Source organism: Leminorella grimontii (genome assembly GCF_039789245.1).
GTDB lineage: Bacteria > Pseudomonadota > Gammaproteobacteria > Enterobacterales > Enterobacteriaceae > Leminorella > Leminorella grimontii.
Genome location: NZ_CP146357.1, coordinates 3951908 through 3969378, shown reverse-complemented (window position 1 = coordinate 3969378; position 17471 = coordinate 3951908). Strand labels below are relative to the sequence as shown.

The following is a 17471-nucleotide window of genomic DNA, read 5'->3' as shown; positions in this document are numbered from 1 at the left end:
TATGGAAATAACATTTTTGTTGGTAGGATTGGAACCCATAAATCTAATTAATTCGTATAAATTTCATATATTGCCTTCAATTCCCCTCCCCCCGTTAGCAGGATGCTGGTGAATTTAAAGGTAATTATTTAATAACTAATGTAAATAATACAACCACCCTTTAGTATTTATTATTATCACTAATGAATTCGAGGTGGTTTTATTATTGCAGCGTTTTATAACATTCAAAAATCAAACTTATAGCGAATCATATTGGCGATATTGTCCAATTAGCGTGTGGATTTTTTATTAACCGTTTGTTCTAAAAGGATTTAGCATGAAAAAATCTAATGGGCGCTTTATTAAGCATGTCCTTCCTCTAGGCTTCATTCTTCCCTTTAGCAACTCCTTAATGGCCGATGCCAACGTCCCCTGCGGTAACGGTGCGACGATTACGAACGTTACGGTATTCGGTGGTTCCTATACGGCGTCTAATACCTGCGGAAGCAACGTTACAATAACGACATCGGGTTCTAAAACCATTTCGGGCGGAAATGAAACCAACAATACTAACGGTATTTATTTCGGCCAGAACGGCCCCCATCCTGCCTTTATCTTTGGCGAATACCTGACGGTAAGAACGTCGGGCAGCTTCGTTGACGCTATTCGCACCAACGGGCAGCAGGCGGGAGACGGCGTTTATACGGTGATTGCGGGCGATCATGCGAAAATTATCGCTACCGGCAGCAACAGCAACGGAATTAACGTCGCGCAGAGCCCTAACGGGCAGGCGGGATACGGCAGGGTTTATCTGGGCAACGACAGCTCGGTGACCGTCGCCAGCGGTGCTGCCGTTCGCGTCAACCTAACTTCGCAGACGCCTTATTATAACCTGGCCTACGTAGGCAACAATTCCACGATTACCGCAGGCGGTACGGGAACTAACGGCAGCAACACGATGGGATATGCCGTTTATGCCGGCAACCGCGACTCGGTATTAACCAATGGCACCGCTTACGGCACGAACGCGGTGGCGATTATCGGTTCCGGCTCGACGATTAAGACGACGGGCAGTGCGGGCCATGCGGTTTACGCAAACAAGGGCGGCGTTGTGCAACTGCGGGGAACGGCAGGGGCTATTGACGTTTCCGCTGAAGGCGCGAATGCCGATGGCCTCCGGGCGGAGAAGAAGCTGACGGTTGGCAACAACTATAATGCGCTGGGCGGCAGGATTGAGCTAACGGGCGATGCTATCGTTTATGTCGATGAGGCAAACGGCGGCTATGCGATGCACACGCTGGGCGAGGGGTCTGTGATTTCCTCAGCCCAAACCAACTACTATATCGGTACGGACGACAGGCTGTATGACGGCGCAGGCAGCATCGTTAACGCTGCCGCCAAAACCACCGCATCGGCATCGGGTATTTATACCGTAACCGGAAACCTGTTTGCAGAGTCTGGCCTTATCGATCTCAACATGACGGACGGCAGCGAGTTTACCGGCATGACCAAGGTCGGCGCTTATTCCTATACTAACGCCAGCAGCGCGACCGTGACTGACGCAAAAGGAAATATCAATTTAAACATTAGCGGCGAAAGCAGTATTTGGAACATGACGGCGGATTCAGAGCTGACTAACCTGACGCTGAGCGGTTCCACGCTTAAATATGTTGAGCCGGCCTCCGGCAGCCCGCTGTCTCCCAAGACGCTGATTGTTAACGGCGACTACACTGCGACTCTCGGAAAGCTGGTGCTCAATACGGTACTGGAAGACGATTCGTCCGCTACGGATAAGCTTATCGTTAAGGGTGACACCTCGGGCCATACCGACGTACGCATCGTTAACGCCGGCGGGAACGGCGCGTTGACAACCAGCGGTATCGAAATTGTTGAAGTTGAAGGTAACTCGGCGGGTACGTTTGGCAACAGCCAGCGGATTGTCGCCGGCGCGTTTGACTACTTCGTTCGTTCAGGTAGCCGAATTGCGGGCGCAAATCCTAATAACTGGTATTTGATCTCCGACTACAGCAGCCCGATAGATCCGACGCCAGACCCTGACCCAACGCCCGATCCGACCCCGACTCCGTCGGACGATCCCGTTACTCCATACCGCCCTGAGTCCGGCAGCTATCTGGCTAACCTGGCTGCGGCCAATACGATGTTTATTACCCGACTGCACGATCGCTTGGGTGAGACACAGTATACCGATGCGCTTACCGGCGAGAGGAAAGTGACCAGCATGTGGATGCGCCACGTCGGCGGACACCTGCTTTTCTCTGACAAGAGCGAGCAGCTAAGAACGCGTTCCAATAGCTACGTGATGCAAATAGGCGGCGATCTGGCCCAGTGGAGCAATAACGATCTGGACCGCTGGCACCTCGGCCTGATGGCCGGTTATGCCAATAACCACAACCAGACGCGCTCAAACCTGACGGGCTATACCTCTAAAGGTAACGTAGACGGCTATAGCGTGGGCCTGTATGGAACCTGGTACGCTAACAACGCCGATAAAACCGGCGCCTATGTCGATACCTGGGTGATGTACAGCTGGTTTGATAACGAAGTTAAGGGCGAACAGCTGGCGACGGAAAGCTATAAGTCAGACGGCGTGACGGCGTCCGTCGAGAGCGGCTACAGCTTTAAGCTGGGCGGCGGCGAACGCGAAAGCTACTGGATCCAGCCGAAGGCTCAGGTTATCTGGATGGGCGTAGATGCGGACAATCACGTCGAGCAAAACGGCACCCGAGTGTCGAGCGAAACCGATAACAACATTATGACGCGGCTGGGCGTGAGGGCTTACGCAAAAGGCCATCACAAGATGGACGATGGCAAAGATCGCGAGTTTGAGCCGTTTATTGAGCTTAACTGGATCCACAATACTGAAGACTACACGGTAAAAATGAACCAATATGAAAACTCGCAGAGCGGCGCGAAAAACCTGGGCGAAGTGAAGCTGGGCGTTGAAGGACAGCTGAACAAAAATCTGACCGGCTGGGTAAATACCGGCTATCAGTTTGGCAGCCATGCCTACAATGACGTACAGGCGATGCTGGGCGTGAAGTACAGCTTTTAACGACGGCTTTTCTCTCTTCTGAACTAAAAAAGCGGCGTTCTAGCCGCTTTTTTTATCCATTCCCCCTAAAAAATCCTTTCAGTTAGCCGATGTTTTGGTGCTTTCCGTTAATCATTTTTTGGGTACGGTACGTTATAATGCTCGACTGGAAGCATTTTTAATGGACTTGCCGTCAAGGTTGCAATGGATTGGTTAGATGAACCGCTTTTCTCCGTTTAAAAGTATTCTCCTGTTAGTTTCCCTACTGTTTTTCACCGCCTGCGACGACGGCAAGAAGGCCGATGACGCCCGCAAAGCCGCGCAAAGAGAACGCTGGGCGGCAGTACAGAGAGCGGCTAATCCCGGTCGTGCGGCGCCGACCTCTCGGCAGCCAACGGCTTCTACGGGGACACAGATTGATTCCGCCAGGCATAACCCGGCGTCACAACCCGCCTCTTCAAAATCGAGTATGTGGATGACAATCGGCAAGTATGCGCTTTATACGATAGGCGCGCTGTTTGCTCTGGTTCTGGCGTTTATTCTCTGGATAGGTTACGGCGTGATTTTTGGCGGATACGGGCGCTTTAACAAGGCCTGCAAAGACGCATCGTTACAGGAAATCCCGTCGGCAGAACGCTGGGCAATGGCCGTCGGCGCGCCCTATGCGATCGTCGGCGACTACCACTGGGCGAGGCTCGTGGTCGATAGCGATCCGGAGGAGGCCGAAAGGGAACGTAAGAACACGGTGGAGTCTCTTGCCAACATGTGGGGTATCTACGATCGGGAAACGCTGTTTGAACGGCTGCTGGATTTGCTTCAGACGGGGCATCGTACGGTTTACGAAGAACAAATCAAAAGCGATAGCAAGATGTCAGCAGAGAAGTTCGTCGCCTCTTCCCGTCAGTTAGAACAGTATGCGAAATCGAGCAGCGATGCGAAAGAGCGCCTGTGGCAGCTTCGGGTAGCAAGAAAGAATCGGCGTAATGTCCGCCAGTTGGACTTCTGCGCCTGGGACATGGTGCGCTTTGTAATGTTGTGCAACAGCGGCGCACAGGTGGGTTATATCAGCGAACGGGAAATGGTGGATTTCTCCATGCTGGCGGCGGCTCGGGTGCAAAAGCACTACCGCAGCTGGCGCGAAGTGGCGCAGCAGTTTTTGCTGGCCCGCTGGTACTGGAAGGCTACGGACAGGCGACACATGATTTCCCACTGTTTGTTTAAAAGAGCGCTTAAGCGCTTGCTGAAGCAAAGCGACAGCCCGTGGAGAACGCTCCCTTGGGATACGCTGCTACCGACTGGCGCCGAGGCTACGTTTGCCGAAGCCTGTAGGGTGGCGGTTGACGATGTGAGATACGTTTCGCAAAGAGACGTTGAGGTATCAGGTGCGAAGGATAAAACGCACTATTAACATGAAAGGAAACAATAATGAGACTAGTAGATGAAGAAAAAAATACGCCGGTGGTTACGACGCGGCAAATTATGTCAGGCAGCGTGCTAATTACCCACGTTTTTTACGACGATGACGGCGCCTGGCAGCTCTTTGGCGGTGAAACGATCTCAGAAGCCGATACCGTCGTCGTCTCCGTTCAACAAATCCTGTCGCAGGATGATTCTCTGCTTGCGCTGCCGGATATAGAAATGGGTAGGAACGTATACCGCGAGTCGAGGGTTCAGGGTTGGACGACATACTAGGCCGTGCCCATAGCTGCATGTGGCGATGGCGTTGAACCAAAATAGCCCTAAATGGCCGACGCGTCCCCTCTTGGCGTCGGCCCAACCTTTTTACGGCAGCGCCGGGGCTGGCGGCTCCTCTTCATAGAGCGCGTTAAACAGCGCGCTGATTTTCTCGTGCAGAATAAGCTGAAGCGACTCTTTGATCGCCGCGTTGTCCATAGCGATGCCCGCACAGGCTAACGCCAAACACTGTTCGACCAGCTCCAGCGGATCGCGCGTGGCGGTGTTCATGTAGTCGATCATAATCCTGCCTCCCTGCAAAACGCGCCAACGGCGGCGAAAACTGTAAAAGAATGCGAGACGGCTCGGGAAAAAGATCTTAACGCCCGTATAAATAACGAATAAGTTTGGATATCCTTCAAAACAGCCATGATGTTACCTTTCATAACGTTGTGGTTAGAAACCCCGTTGGTGCTTCAACACCACGGGGTTTCGGCTTTTTATGCGTTAGCTAAATAGGTTACCTGACGCCAAATCACAGTATGTTTATACAGCTTTAGCGACAACAGGAAACGTCGAGGTTATCGAGATGACTCGCAAAATAGCGTGCGGCGTTGCAGCGTTACTCATAAAACGTGGGCGTCTTTGGCAAAAGCGTTAATTGAGGGGAAACAGCGTGAAGACAAGGAGGAAAAGAGGGATATCATCATTTGGCTGGCGAGATGGATTAGGTTAATTTTTCTTGGGCTCTATCCTTGCATAAGTAACCTATCACGACCATGTGTGATAATGTGTGACATTATGATGATGAGGTGCTACTTTGTTCTATAGTGTGAGAGATGATGAACGTAGAGTTTGTGATAGAAGCTCTGCCTATAGGGTTAAACAAGGGGAAGAAAGAATGGCTATAACTCGCCTTCGCCAGCAGGGTGGTGCCGTCATACTGACTATTCCAAGCGACGTGATTGCTAAAACGGGCTGGTCAGTGGGGACCGAAGTCAACGTTACGATAGAAAAAGAGGGCATTAGTGTGGTTCCGACCAAGAGAATTCCTCGCGGGCGCAAATCGGTAAGTCAGCTTCTTGCCGAAATCGACGCCGCTGAACTGGAGCAGTTAAATCGCTCTGTGGACGATATTAATAACCTGACCGCCGTAGGTAAGGAAGTCTATTGATGGCAAAGCGTTCAGTTCCAGCGAAAGGCGAAATCTGGTTAATTAATCCGGATCCGACAAGCGGCCGTGAATTAAGAGGTCCTCATTATTTCCTCATCGTGACGGAAGCTGCGCTCAACGCCGCTATGGGCGTAAGCCTTTGCTGCCCGATATCGACGGTTGCCGCTGGCGCCCGCTCTGCGGGCGTAACGGTGGCGGTCACGGCGGACGGCACGGAAAATGGTGAAGTTCAAGGCGTTGTTTTATGCCATCAGGTTAGGGCGTTGGATTTAAAAGAAAGAAAGGCCCAATTTTATACCAAGGCAGAATCCTACCTTATTGATGACGTTGTGATGAAGCTGGTCGATATTATCGACCCTCAGATGTAGCGTGAATTTTCCATATCACAGACGTTTTAGTCAAAAGGTAGCCAACTGCAAGGGAACAGAGAATTGGGGTTTTAAGATGCAAACGCTGGGAAATAAATCGTCCTTTGCCGTTGAATACGCTATACAAAATTCATGTAACGCTATTGGTTGTGTGCGCCTTTGGATTAACGGCCATTTCTTGGGAAGCCTCTACGATACGATATATATCGACGGCTACTTAATCGGCGGGCTTACAGAGATTCTGAATAAAAACAGGTTAGACGAACGCTATTTAACTAGCGATGAAACGACCCTATTCGAACTGTTAGAGAAAGACCTCGCCACGGATAACGAACGATATGATTTAGCTCGTCATTATGCCGTCAATCTGGGGACGTGGACTGACTATTTCGACGTCTATTCATATCGGTTAACGGACACTAAAGGGGTTATTCTGTGGCGGTTCAGAGAAAATAATGGCGCTCTCCTTGATTTAGCAACTTATCCGACGAGAGTCTTCTCTGAACAGTTTGAATATGATGAATTGGAAGAGGTTATTCGTAAGGTTTCAGTCGTGTTGGCAAAAGCTCTGGAGCATGAAACCCATACCTCAGAAACTGAAAAATTGGAGCGGGAAAATCAAGCGGCTTTGCAGGAACTCAATCGCATCACTGACGAACAGGGTCTGTTATCCGACGGTGACAGGACGTTTTAAATACAATATCGGGTTTCTCGCAACAACTGCAACAGCAAGGCATACTCCTGTCTATTTGATGTACAGGCTCTGATTTTTTGCTGGACGGGTTCTGATGAACCAGTAACAAATACGCGCCAATTAAAGTACACGCGCTCTATGCTTCACCTTCCCCCCGTCAGCCGATATAGTAACGCCATCAATACCTAACGGACTGCCGCCATGAATAGCCAAAACCCGTCCTTGTTCAGCCAACTGCCCTCTGTCGATCGCCTGCTTAACGAGCCTGAAATGGAGCGGCTGATTAGCGAGTACGGCCAGCACCTGGTCGTTGAAACGCTGCGCTACCTTCAGGAACAGGCGCGCGACGAAATTCGCCATCGCGACAGGCTGCCGGGCTGGGTTCAGGACTGGGCGTGGGCCGACGAAGCGCGTGCCTATTTAACGCAAAAGCAAAAGCCGGGCCTTCAGCCGGTGTTTAACCTAAGCGGCACCGTGCTGCACACCAACCTTGGCCGTGCGCTGCTGGCGGAAGAGGCCATCGACGAGGTGGCGAACGTCATGCGTCAGGCTGTGACGCTGGAATACGATCTGGACGGCGCGGGGCGCGGCCATCGCGACAGCGTTATTTCCGACTTGTTAAGCGAGCTGACCGGCGCAGAGGCTGCCTGCATCGTCAACAACAATGCGGCGGCGGTAATGCTGATGCTGGCGACCGTGGCGGCCGACCGCGACGTTGTCGTTTCTCGCGGCGAGCTGGTGGAGATCGGCGGCGCGTTTCGCGTGCCGGACGTGATGCGCCAGGCCGGCTGTCGGCTGGTGGAAGTGGGTACCACCAACCGCACCCACCTGCGCGACTACCGCGAAGCGGCCAACGAGCACACCGGCCTGTTGATGAAAGTGCACACCAGCAACTACCACATTGAGGGCTTTACCGCCTCGGTCGACGAAGAGGACCTGGTCGCGCTGGGGCGTGAGCTTGGTCTGCCGGTCGCGACGGACCTCGGCAGCGGTTCCCTGATTGATTTACAGCAGTACGGCCTGCCGGCGGAGCCGATGCCGCAGGACCTGATTGCCGCCGGGGTGGATCTGGTGACCTTCTCCGGCGATAAGCTGTTGGGCGGCCCGCAGGCGGGCATTATTCTCGGCTCCAAAGCGTGGATTGAGAAAATCCAGCGGCACCCGCTCAAACGCGCGCTGCGGGCCGGTAAGCTAACGTTGGCGGCGCTAGAGGCGACGCTTCGCCTGTATCAACAGCCCGATCGCCTGGCCTATTCGCTGCCGACCCTACGTCTGTTGACCCGCGACGCGGATGAAATGAGGTCGATGGCGGCCCAACTGCTGACGCCGCTGCGTCAATACTACGGCGAGCGTTTTTTCGTCAGCGCCGAACCCTGCCTGTCGCAAATCGGCAGCGGCTCTCTGCCCGTCGACCGGCTGCCGAGCTACGCCCTGACGTTTGCGCCAAAAGATGGGCGAGGAAGAACGCTGGAAGCGCTGGCCGAAGGCTGGCGCGCGCTGCCGGTGCCGGTTATCGGCCGCCTGCAGGAGGGCAAGCTGTGGCTGGATCTTCGCTGCCTAGAGGATGAAGAAGCTCTGCTGGAGGTGCTGGCGCTATGATTATTGCGACCGCCGGGCACGTCGACCACGGCAAGTCTACGTTGCTACAGGCGCTGACCGGCGCGGGCAGCACCGACCGTCTGCCGGAAGAGAAGCGTCGGGGAATGACCATCGACCTGGGCTATGCCTACCTGCCGCTGTCGGAAGAGCGAGTGCTGGGTTTTATCGACGTACCGGGGCACGAAAAGTTTTTATCCAACATGCTGGCGGGGGTCGCCGGCGTGCAGCACGCGCTGCTGGTGGTGGCCTGTGACGACGGCATCATGGCGCAAACCCGCGAACATCTGGCGATCCTGCGCCTGCTGGCGATCCCTTCGATTACCGTTGCCTTAACCAAGGCTGACAGGGTGGCTCCCGAACGGGTGGAAGAGGTTAAGGTTCAGGTTGATGACGAGCTGAGCGCACAGGAGTGGCAAGATAGCCCGATATTTGTTACCTCCGTCCAACAGGGCGTTGGCGTCGATTCGCTGCGCGAGCACCTGCTGGCGCTGTATCTGGCCGAAGGGGAAGAGGCGTCGCTGAATTCTCATCGGTTCCGTCTGGCTATCGATCGCGTCTTTACCCTTAAGGGCAGCGGCCTGGTAGTGACCGGTACCGCGTTCAGCGGCCGGGTGAGCGTAGGCGATACGCTTTGGCTGACCGGCACGGATAAGCCGGTGCGCGTTAGAAGCATGCACGCGCAAAATCGCGCCGTTGAATGCGCGCGGTCCGGCGAGCGCATCGCCCTGAACATTACCGGCGATCTGGGCAAGCAGGACGTCAGCCGTGGAGACTGGCTGCTTGAACAGGCGCCGCCCGCGTCGTCTGACCGCGTGCTGGCGCTGCTTTACAGCGACAAGCCCGTTCGCCACTGGCAGCCGGTGCACCTGCATCATGCGGTCAGCCACATTACCGGCCGGGTTTCCCTGCTGCAGGATGAACCGGCGACAGTAGGCAGCGAACGGCTGGTGGAGCTGGTGCTGGATGAGCCTCTTTTGCTTGCCGAAAACGATCGCCTGATCGTGCGCGACGTCAGCGCCAGAGAGACGCTGGCGGGCGCTCGCGTGCTGCTGCTGAACCCGCCCCGGCGCGGCAAGCGCCAACCAGCGTATTTGGCTGCGCTTGAGGCCTTGAGCCAGGCAGCCGATGACGAAGCGATTCTCCGCCTGCGCCTTCAGGAAGGCAGCCTGTCCGTCAGCGAGTTCGCCTGGGCGCGCCAACTGACGCAGGAGGGCATGAGCGCGCTGCTGGCCCGCGTTGGCTGTAAAACGGTCGGCGACGCGGCGCTGTCGCAGGAGAACGTCGAACGCTTCCAGCTGCGGCTGATGGAAACGATGAAGGTATTTCACGAACAGCATCTTGATCAGATAGGCGTCGGGCGCGCGCGGCTCAAGCGCATGGCATTGCCCGCCGAACCCGAGGCGCTGGCGTTCTCTTTAATTGACGATCTGCTGTCAGCGGGGAAGATTAGCAACAACCGCGGTTGGCTTCACCTGCCGGAGTTTCGTCTGGCTTTCACGCCGCAAGAGCAGGCCGTGTGGCAGCGGCTTGAGGAACAGTTTGGCGATGACCCCTGCTGGGTCAGAGACTTGGCCAACGCGCTTGGGCTGGATGAACAAGAAACGCGCGCGGTGTTGCGTAAGGCGGCACAGCTCGGCTTTGTGACCGCCATCGTGCGCGACCGCTACTACCTGAGCCAACGCGTGCGTCAGTTTGCCGACCTCATTCGCGAGATGCACGACGTTCAGGGTAGCACCAGCGCCGCCGACTTCCGCGATCGCTTGGGCGTCGGGCGCAAGCTGGCGATTCAGGTACTGGAGTTCTTTGACCGCAGCGGCTTTACCCGCCGTAGGGGAAACGACCATATTCTGCGGGACAAGGGGCTGTTTTCGGACTGAAGCCATAAAGAAAGAGGCCGCGATTGCGACCTCTGAGATTGTTGACAAAGGTTTTGGAAAAACCTACGGGATCAAACGGCGGGAGAGGCCTCCGTTGGGGGCGACTTGGCGTAAGCCAACGACAAACCAGCGCAAGCTGGTTTGAACAGCGTTTACGCTGGCCCGCCAGGGTGAAGCCGAAAGGCTTCATAACGGCCCGTAGGAGGGCTAGGCCCGCCGCGCTCCCAAAGCTAATACAGGCGCTCTTCCGGCCGAGCACAGTGGTGATATAAGTAGGTTGTATTTTCGGCCGGAATATCCTCTGAAGCTTATTAGGTCGGTTTGTCAGCAGTCTGAGAGGCCGCGACTGCGGCCTCTGTTTCATTTTTTACCCTATTCCGCACGCTCTGGTTTTTTCAATTCCACTGTATCAGCCTCTTCACTCTGCTCTTTCTCTTTAACAACCCTGCTTTCCACCGCAAACGGGTCAATCCCGCGCTTCTGCATGCGGTAGAAGCGAATGATGTTAAAGCCGTTCATCACTAAAAAGCTCGACTCGATGAGCGTGCCGCCGATGGAGTGGGCCCAAACGTTGTGGATAACCCAGCAGGCGGTGGAGCACCACATCAGGCTGCGCATCTTCAGGCCACTGGTGCGAAACATCGCCCAGGTGCTGACGATAGCGCCCGCAATCGGCAGGATTTCGACCGGGTGCTTGATCCTCATGGTAGCGAAAATCAGCGGCAGAATGATGAATATCACCATGATCCAGACGTTGCGCCACCAGATGGAAACGATGGTGCGAATGGCGCTAAGCAGTACGCTCATGCCCGCCGCGTTAGCGCCCAGCATAAAGAAGTGAACGCACATGATGGTTGAGTAACCGGCGAGTTGAAACTTAAAGCCGCGCTCGTTGCGGTTGAAGAACATGGTAATGCCTACAAGAAAGGCAATGCCGCCTACGATTTGGGCAGCCCAATAAAATGTCATTATGGAACGATCCTGAAATATAGTGCTGTTTTTCTGTCGGTAGTGAAGCCTGTGAGTTGAATCGCTTCACGAGTAATACATTGAAGGTATGCTTGTCAGGTCATGGAATTGACTGAATTTATCATTCGTTAGCGTGAAATCTATCACGGATTGAATCGTTTCGCCTGCCGCATCGGTGCGGGAAGCGAAATATAGTGAGTTATCGGGAGATCTGCGCTTTTAGCCAGTTTTATTGTTACGTTGTCCGCAGTTTTTAAATAAAAAATAAAACCAGATTGGAATTCTTCTCTTTTTACAATGCGTTGTGTCTCGCCTTTTGTCGCCGGCGAGGGTAAGAGCGCCGGAAGCAGGAATGACCTCAATGAATATAGTCCGACCTTCGCTGCCGCTAAATGAGGATCTTCGCGTCTTTTTAACGGTGGTCCGCAGGCAGAACTTCGCTCGCGCCGCGGCCGAACTTGGCGTTTCCCCCGCCTACGTTAGCAAGCGGATGAGCATTCTGGAGAGTTCGCTTAACGTCAGGCTGTTTCACCGTACGACCCGCAGCATCGTGCTGACGGAAGAGGGCGAGAAGGCCCGCCTGTGGGCGCAGCGGATCCTAAACGATCTGGACGACTTTCTCAGCGACGTCACCGAAGCGCGGCGGGAGCCGCAGGGGACGCTGCGCATTGTCTGCTCCTTCGGCTTCGGGCGCAACCACGTTGCGCCTGCGGTATCCCAGCTTGGCAAGCGGTATCCTAATCTGGCGATCCAGGTCGTGACCTCCGATCGCGCTACCGACCTGATTGCGGAAGGGTTTGACTTGGAAATTCGCGTCGGCAGCGACCTGCCCAACCAGTATCTGGCCAGAAAGCTGATGGGCAACGCGCGCGTGCTGTGTGCGTCGAAGGAATATCTTGCCGTTCGCGGCGCGCCGCAAACTCTCGAGGACCTGGCTTCTCACGACTGCCTGGCGCTGCGCGAGCGCGATACGCCCTTTGGCAGCTGGCGGCTGAATAGGCAGGGGGACGAGCGTGAGTACGTCGCCCGCATCGACGGGCGGCTCTCATCCAACAGCGGTGCGATGGTGCTGCGCTGGGGGTTGGACGGGCACGGCATCTTTTTGCGTTCGCTGTGGGACGTAAAGCCCTATCTGGACGAAGGGCGGCTGGTGCAGGTGCTGCCGGAATATTCTCAGCCGGCGGACATTTGGGCCGTCTACCCGCAGCGGCTGTCCGACTCGGCCAAGCTGAAGGTGTGCGTCGAGTTTCTTGAGAACTATTTTTCCTCTCTGGCCTGAAAAAAGCCCCGCTCGCGTCGGGGACGGCGGGCAGGGCGAGGGCGCTTTCTTAGTTCCTCACGTTAGCTTAACGCGATATCACCACCCACGGGCAGCGCTGACGGTAGCCTGTTTCAAAGTCGCGAATTTCCTGCTGGTATTCCAGCGTCACGCCGATGGCGTCCAGCCCTTTGATCAGCGCTTCCTGATTGCGGCTGTCTATCTCAAAGGGAATAACCTCTCCGCCCTTAAGCACGATGGCCTTGCCCGGTAGGTCGACGGTGATTTCATTTCTTTTTGGATCCTGCGCCGCATCGGCCACTTGGGCGAGCGCCGCAGGCGTCAGGCGGATAAGCAGGATGCCGTTACGCTGGCAGTTATCGCCAAAAATGCCGGCGAACGAGGTGCCGATAAGCGCGCGTATGCCGGTCTGCTGTAGGCCCCAGACGGCGTGCTCGCGGCTGGAGCCGCAGCCGAAGTTAGGGCCGACCACCATAAAGGCGCTGCCTTTCCACTGCGGGCGGTTGAGGATGAAGTCCGGGTTGGGCGTGCCGTCGGCGTTCAGACGCAGGTCGAAGAACAGGCCGCGATCCAGATTTTTACGATCGATCCCCTTAAGAAACTGCTTGGGCATGATGACGTCGGTATCGACGTTTGGGTCCAGCATCGGCGCGACTTTTCCGGTCACTTGTGTAAAGGTTTGCATGGTTATTCTCCTTGGCCGCTGACTGAACGGACGTCGACCAGATGACCCGCGACGGCGGCAGCGGCCACCATGGCCGGGCTCATCAGGTGAGTTCTTGAACCGGCGCCCTGGCGCCCGGCAAAGTTGCGGTTAGTGCTGGAGGCGCAGCGGTCGCCGGGCTGCAGCACGTCTTCGTTCATCGCCAGGCACATGGAGCAGCCGGACTGCCGCCACTCAAAGCCCGCGTCGATAAAGATTTGCGCCAGCCCCTCCCGCTCGGCCTGCTGGCGAACCAGCGTGGAGCCGGGAATAATCATGCCCCGCACGTGGGCGGCGATCTTCTTCCCTTTCAATACGTTCGCCGCTTGACGAAGGTCTTCGATGCGGCCGTTGGTGCAAGAACCGATAAAGGCGTGGGAAATGCGCACCTCGCACAGGCGAGTGCCGGGATGCAGGTCCATATAGGCCAGTGCCTTTTCGTCGGCGATCCGCTTCTGTTGATTGGGTTCGTTCATCGGATCGGGCACCTCGCCGCCGATGCCGCCGGCCTGATCGGGGCTGATGCCCCAGGTGACCATCGGCTCAAGGCGAGAACAGTCGAGTGCAATCTCTTGGTCAAACTGCGCGCCGGGATCGGTTTTCAGCGTGCGCCAGTAGGCTACGGCCTGCTCCCACAGCGCGCCTTTCGGGGCGCGGGGCTTATCCTTTAGATATTCAAACACTTTTTCGTCTGGCGCCATGAACGCGCCGCGCGCGCCCGCCTCAACCGCCATATTGCAGATGGTCATGCGTCCTTCCACGCTCAGGGCGTCGATAGCCGGGCCGGTAAATTCGATGGCGTAGCCGGTTGCGCCATCGGCGCCGATGCGGGCAATCAGCGACATAATGACGTCTTTTGCCGTGACCCAAGGACCAAGTTGACCGCTAACCGTGACGCGCATGGTTTGTAGGCGCTTGTACGCCAGCGTCTGCGTGGCGAGAAGGTGTTCGATTTCCGAGGTGCCGATGCCGAAGCCAAAAGCGCCCAGCGCCCCGTAGGTAGTGGTGTGGCTGTCGCCGGCGGCGATGACCATGCCGGGCAGAATGAAGCCCTGCTCCGGGGCGACCACGTGCTCGATGCCCTGACGTTCGTCCAGCACGTCAAACAGCTCGATGTCAAAGTCGCGGCTGTTCTCCCTGAAGTAGTCCACCTGAAGCTGGCCGCCGGGATCGGTCATTTTGTCATCGCGCACCGGGCGGGTGGGGTTGACGTGATCTACGTTGAGCAGCACGCTTTCCGACCGCCAGGCCCTGCGCCCTTTTTCCCTCAGGCCGCTGAAGGCCTGCGGGCTGGTGTATTCGTTGAGGACCGTTCGATCGATGTACAGCAGCACGTTGCCCTGAGCGTCCAGCTCGCGGACGGTGTGGGAGTCAATCAGCTTGCGGTAAAGGGTTTTTGCTAACGTCATGGTGAAAGTTCTCCGAAAAGCCTAGACGCAGGCCGATGAAAAGAAGGGGACAACCTTGCCAAGCAGCAGCTCCGGGGCTTCTTCCGCGATGTAGTGGCCGCAAGGCAGCGCTTCACCCTGTAGGTGAGTAGCTACTTTCTTCCACTCGCCGATCGGGTCAAAACACTGTTCAATAGCGCCGTTTTTGCCCCACAGCACCATCAGCGGGCAGCTGACGTGGTTGCCGAGCCGGATGTCCTGCTCGTCGTGCTCAAGGTCGATGCCGGCGCTGGCGCGGTAGTCTTCGCAGATGCCGTAGGCCGCATTGGGCAGGCTCAGGCAGCGCTGGTATTCCGCTAAGGCTTCCTTGGTAAACGGCGCCATTCCCGCGCTGCGCGCACCCATAACGCTGCGCAGATAGAGCGCGGGATCGTGTTCGATAAGAATTTCCGGGAACGGCGTGGGCCTTATCAGCATGAACCAGTGCCAGTAGGCTCGGGCAAAGGCCTCGTTGGTTTGCCGGTACATGGCGAGCGTTGGCGCGATGTCGAGCAGCGTCATGCTTTGCACCGCGTCGGCGTAGTCCAGCGCCAGCCGGTGGGCCACGCGTGCGCCGCGGTCGTGCGCCAGTATAGAAAACGTAGGGTGGCCCAGTTGCGCCATCAGCTCATACATGTCCTGCGCCATGATGCGCTTGGAATAGGCGCTTTGGCCTTCCGGCGAACGGGGCTTATCGCTGTCGCCGTAGCCGCGCAGGTCAGCAATGACCAGCGTAAAGCGTTTGGACAGTTCCGGTACAACCCTATGCCACATCATGTGGTTTTGCGGATGGCCGTGGAGCATCAGCAGCGCCGGCCCTTGGCCGACGGTGCGAAAGCAGATGTCTACCTGATTCACGTGCCGTTTTTGTTTTTCGAGTGTCGCCAGCATGGTGAGGTTTCTCCCACAGTTTGGATTAAGCGATTACCCCTCATTCTAGAAGGGGTAATGGGATTAACAAGACGGCCAACCGTGGAGCAATTAAACACGAAACGTGTTTAATTCAGCGATAGAGAGGGATCGTGAGCGAAGTATGTTAGTAGATACTAACTTGCGTATAAAAAGAAAGAGTAAACGATAAGCAGTTTGTTGATTAAAAGGCGATATTTTATGGACAGGAGGATAAATATCGCCTTGGGATAAATACGATCGGGAAAACGAAATGTGAGTAAGCACTCACAGGAGTGGATAACGCAATGAGTTTACTGGTCTACTTTTTCCTCCCTTGAACCGCCTTAAAGCGGGGATTTGACTTACAGATAACGAAAATTCTTCCGTGACGGCGGACTATCTTACAGTCCGGATGGCGCAGCTTGGCCGAGCGCAGCGAGCTGAGAACCTGCATGATGACCTCTTTGTTATGGAATGTTATAACATTACATATGTAGTGACATCTGTCAAGCGGCTTCCAGATATATGGCGTATAGGGGTGAGTGATTCTGATTGGTAGGGCTATTATTCTCAATAATGCGTTTTTTTAAGAATAAAAATATAATAAAAAATGTAATTTGTTATTTAAAATAGAAGAAAATTGGATGATGAAAATAATAATTCTATTTCTTTTCCATGTTTTGATAGTTGTCTATACTCCTAAAGAAAATTACTCTATAGGATTTAAGGGATTTATTATGTCAGAGCATTCATCAGGGAATAAAAATCAACCGTCAAATGGAATAAAGGTGCTATTTTTGGTGGCGGGGTTATATATGATAGGAAAGTTTGGATACTCTTTTTATCAGGATCATAAGAATAGTCCTTCTAAAAATGATAGTAAAAGCTATGTGGCAATGAATGCTATTGAAAACAATAAAGATATTAATGATAGACTAATAGATGACTATATTTCCGCCTATAACGCTGATGAAGATAAGCACCCGTCGGAAGGGCCTTTATCCAGAGAAGGAAGCATAATTAAAGTAAGGTACTATATGGCCGATGGTCAGGGAACGGAAAATCTTTATAGCGATAAGGCCGAACAGAAAGAGACATTGAAAGCGATGACTTCTATTTTCTGCAAGCCTGGATGGTCATTGCGAGCGCTTAACGCGGGATATACGTTTAATATCACCGTCAGTAGTAAAAAATATCCAGATTTATGGGAAGCAGCATTAAAATCCCCAGATTGCCGTGATATTAAAAATTAATCTTTATGCTTCCTAATAAGTAATGTCGCTGGCGCTTTTTAAAATGGCCGCCCACAGGCAGCCATTTAGCTTGAAATAGAACTACGCCGCATTCCCCTTCAGGCAGCTCGCCATAAAGGTTTTACGCTCGTCGCCCTTGAGGTTTTTATCACCGGCCTGCTTGTTGCAGTCGGCCATCTTCTGCTGCTGCGGAGTCATTGCCTTTTCTGCCGCAGCGGGCTTGGCCTTCAGGCATTCGCTCATAAAGGCCTTACGCTCGTCGCCCTTCAGGCTCTTATCGCCAGCCTGCTTGTTGCAGTCGGCCATTTTCTGCTGCTGTGGGGTCATCGCTTTTTCAGCGGCGGCAGGCTTGGCCTTCAGGCAGTCGCTCATAAAGGCTTTACGCTCGTCGCCCTTAAGTGCTTTGTCCGTCGCCTCTTTGTTGCAAACGGTCATTTTATTCTGCTGTGCTGTCTGCGCCTCAGCGGCGTTGGCCGTTCCGGCAAAGGCGCACAGCCCTAAAACCAGTGAAAGTACGGGAAGTAAACGCATA

At 54.7% G+C, this 17471-nt stretch carries 17 protein-coding genes; 10 read left to right on the top strand and 7 right to left on the bottom strand.

The window, feature by feature from the left end:
• The first annotated feature begins 316 nt into the window (after positions 1-316).
• From V8L73_RS18190 to V8L73_RS18180, 3 genes are all read left to right on the top strand, one after another.
• Entirely contained in the window at positions 317-3052 is a 2736-nt protein-coding gene (locus V8L73_RS18190; protein ID WP_347253658.1) for an autotransporter outer membrane beta-barrel domain-containing protein, read from the top strand.
• Between the two features lie 196 nt (positions 3053-3248).
• Positions 3249-4439: a DUF1266 domain-containing protein gene (locus V8L73_RS18185; protein ID WP_051155758.1), complete on the top strand. Its 1191-nt coding sequence runs from the start codon at positions 3249-3251 to the stop codon at positions 4437-4439.
• A 17-nt stretch (positions 4440-4456) separates the two neighbouring features.
• Positions 4457-4723 (top strand): hypothetical protein, encoded by a 267-nt coding sequence (locus V8L73_RS18180; protein ID WP_027275109.1) that lies wholly within the window; start codon positions 4457-4459, stop codon positions 4721-4723.
• A 90-nt stretch (positions 4724-4813) separates the two neighbouring features.
• Here V8L73_RS18180 and V8L73_RS18175 read toward each other — a convergent pair whose 3' ends face one another.
• Positions 4814-5008, bottom strand: a complete 195-nt coding sequence (locus V8L73_RS18175; RefSeq protein ID WP_261832138.1) for a hypothetical protein — start codon at positions 5006-5008, stop codon at positions 4814-4816.
• A 598-nt stretch (positions 5009-5606) separates the two neighbouring features.
• On the opposite strand from V8L73_RS18175, the gene V8L73_RS18170 reads away from it, so the two are divergent.
• The 5 genes from V8L73_RS18170 to selB all read left to right on the top strand — a co-directional run bounded on the left by V8L73_RS18170 (position 5607) and on the right by selB (position 10417).
• Positions 5607-5879 carry an AbrB/MazE/SpoVT family DNA-binding domain-containing protein gene (locus tag V8L73_RS18170; protein ID WP_027275107.1) on the top strand — a complete coding sequence of 91 codons (273 nt, stop codon included), beginning with the start codon at positions 5607-5609 and terminating at the stop codon, positions 5877-5879.
• Positions 5879-6247 carry a type II toxin-antitoxin system PemK/MazF family toxin gene (locus V8L73_RS18165; protein WP_027275106.1) on the top strand — a complete coding sequence of 123 codons (369 nt, stop codon included), beginning with the start codon at positions 5879-5881 and terminating at the stop codon, positions 6245-6247. The genes V8L73_RS18170 and V8L73_RS18165 overlap by 1 nt, the downstream gene beginning before the upstream one ends.
• 76 nt (positions 6248-6323) lie before the next feature.
• Positions 6324-6941 carry a type II toxin-antitoxin system CcdA family antitoxin gene (locus V8L73_RS18160; RefSeq protein ID WP_347253657.1) on the top strand — a complete coding sequence of 206 codons (618 nt, stop codon included), beginning with the start codon at positions 6324-6326 and terminating at the stop codon, positions 6939-6941.
• Between the two features lie 201 nt (positions 6942-7142).
• Entirely contained in the window at positions 7143-8540 is a 1398-nt protein-coding gene (selA, locus tag V8L73_RS18155; RefSeq protein ID WP_261832144.1) for an L-seryl-tRNA(Sec) selenium transferase, read from the top strand.
• Positions 8537-10417 (top strand): selenocysteine-specific translation elongation factor, encoded by a 1881-nt coding sequence (gene selB, locus V8L73_RS18150; RefSeq protein WP_347253656.1) that lies wholly within the window; start codon positions 8537-8539, stop codon positions 10415-10417. The genes selA and selB overlap by 4 nt, the downstream gene beginning before the upstream one ends.
• A 372-nt stretch (positions 10418-10789) precedes the next feature.
• Here selB and V8L73_RS18145 read toward each other — a convergent pair whose 3' ends face one another.
• Positions 10790-11386: a YgjV family protein gene (locus tag V8L73_RS18145; protein WP_027275103.1), complete on the bottom strand. Its 597-nt coding sequence runs from the start codon at positions 11384-11386 to the stop codon at positions 10790-10792.
• 361 nt (positions 11387-11747) lie between these two features.
• On the opposite strand from V8L73_RS18145, the gene V8L73_RS18140 reads away from it, so the two are divergent.
• Positions 11748-12665 carry a LysR substrate-binding domain-containing protein gene (locus V8L73_RS18140; protein ID WP_347253655.1) on the top strand — a complete coding sequence of 306 codons (918 nt, stop codon included), beginning with the start codon at positions 11748-11750 and terminating at the stop codon, positions 12663-12665.
• A gap of 67 nt (positions 12666-12732) precedes the next feature.
• On the opposite strand, the gene leuD is transcribed toward V8L73_RS18140, so the two are convergent.
• The 4 genes from leuD to ykgO all read right to left on the bottom strand — a co-directional run bounded on the left by leuD (position 12733) and on the right by ykgO (position 16140).
• On the bottom strand, positions 12733-13350 hold the full coding sequence (leuD, locus tag V8L73_RS18135; RefSeq protein ID WP_347253654.1) for a 3-isopropylmalate dehydratase small subunit: 618 nt from the start codon (positions 13348-13350) through the stop codon (positions 12733-12735).
• A 2-nt stretch (positions 13351-13352) separates the two neighbouring features.
• A complete protein-coding gene (gene leuC, locus V8L73_RS18130) occupies positions 13353-14777 on the bottom strand; it encodes a 3-isopropylmalate dehydratase large subunit (RefSeq protein ID WP_347253653.1) in 1425 nt (474 codons plus the stop codon).
• Between the two features lie 21 nt (positions 14778-14798).
• Complete coding sequence (locus tag V8L73_RS18125) at positions 14799-15686, bottom strand: alpha/beta hydrolase (protein ID WP_347253652.1); 888 nt, start codon at positions 15684-15686, stop codon at positions 14799-14801.
• 319 nt (positions 15687-16005) lie between these two features.
• The gene (gene ykgO, locus V8L73_RS18120; RefSeq protein ID WP_027275099.1) at positions 16006-16140 is read right to left on the bottom strand and encodes a type B 50S ribosomal protein L36; all 135 of its coding nucleotides are present in this window, start codon (positions 16138-16140) and stop codon (positions 16006-16008) included.
• Between the two features lie 190 nt (positions 16141-16330).
• Here ykgO and V8L73_RS18115 point away from each other — a divergent pair, with 190 nt between their 5' ends.
• Complete coding sequence (locus tag V8L73_RS18115; protein WP_027275098.1) at positions 16331-16939, top strand: hypothetical protein; 609 nt, start codon at positions 16331-16333, stop codon at positions 16937-16939.
• Positions 16940-17020: 81 nt separating this feature from the next.
• Here the strand turns inward: V8L73_RS18115 and V8L73_RS19935 are convergent, their stop codons facing one another.
• On the bottom strand, positions 17021-17311 hold the full coding sequence (locus V8L73_RS19935) for a PsiF family protein (protein WP_373876173.1): 291 nt from the start codon (positions 17309-17311) through the stop codon (positions 17021-17023).
• Positions 17312-17471: the final 160 nt, after the last annotated feature.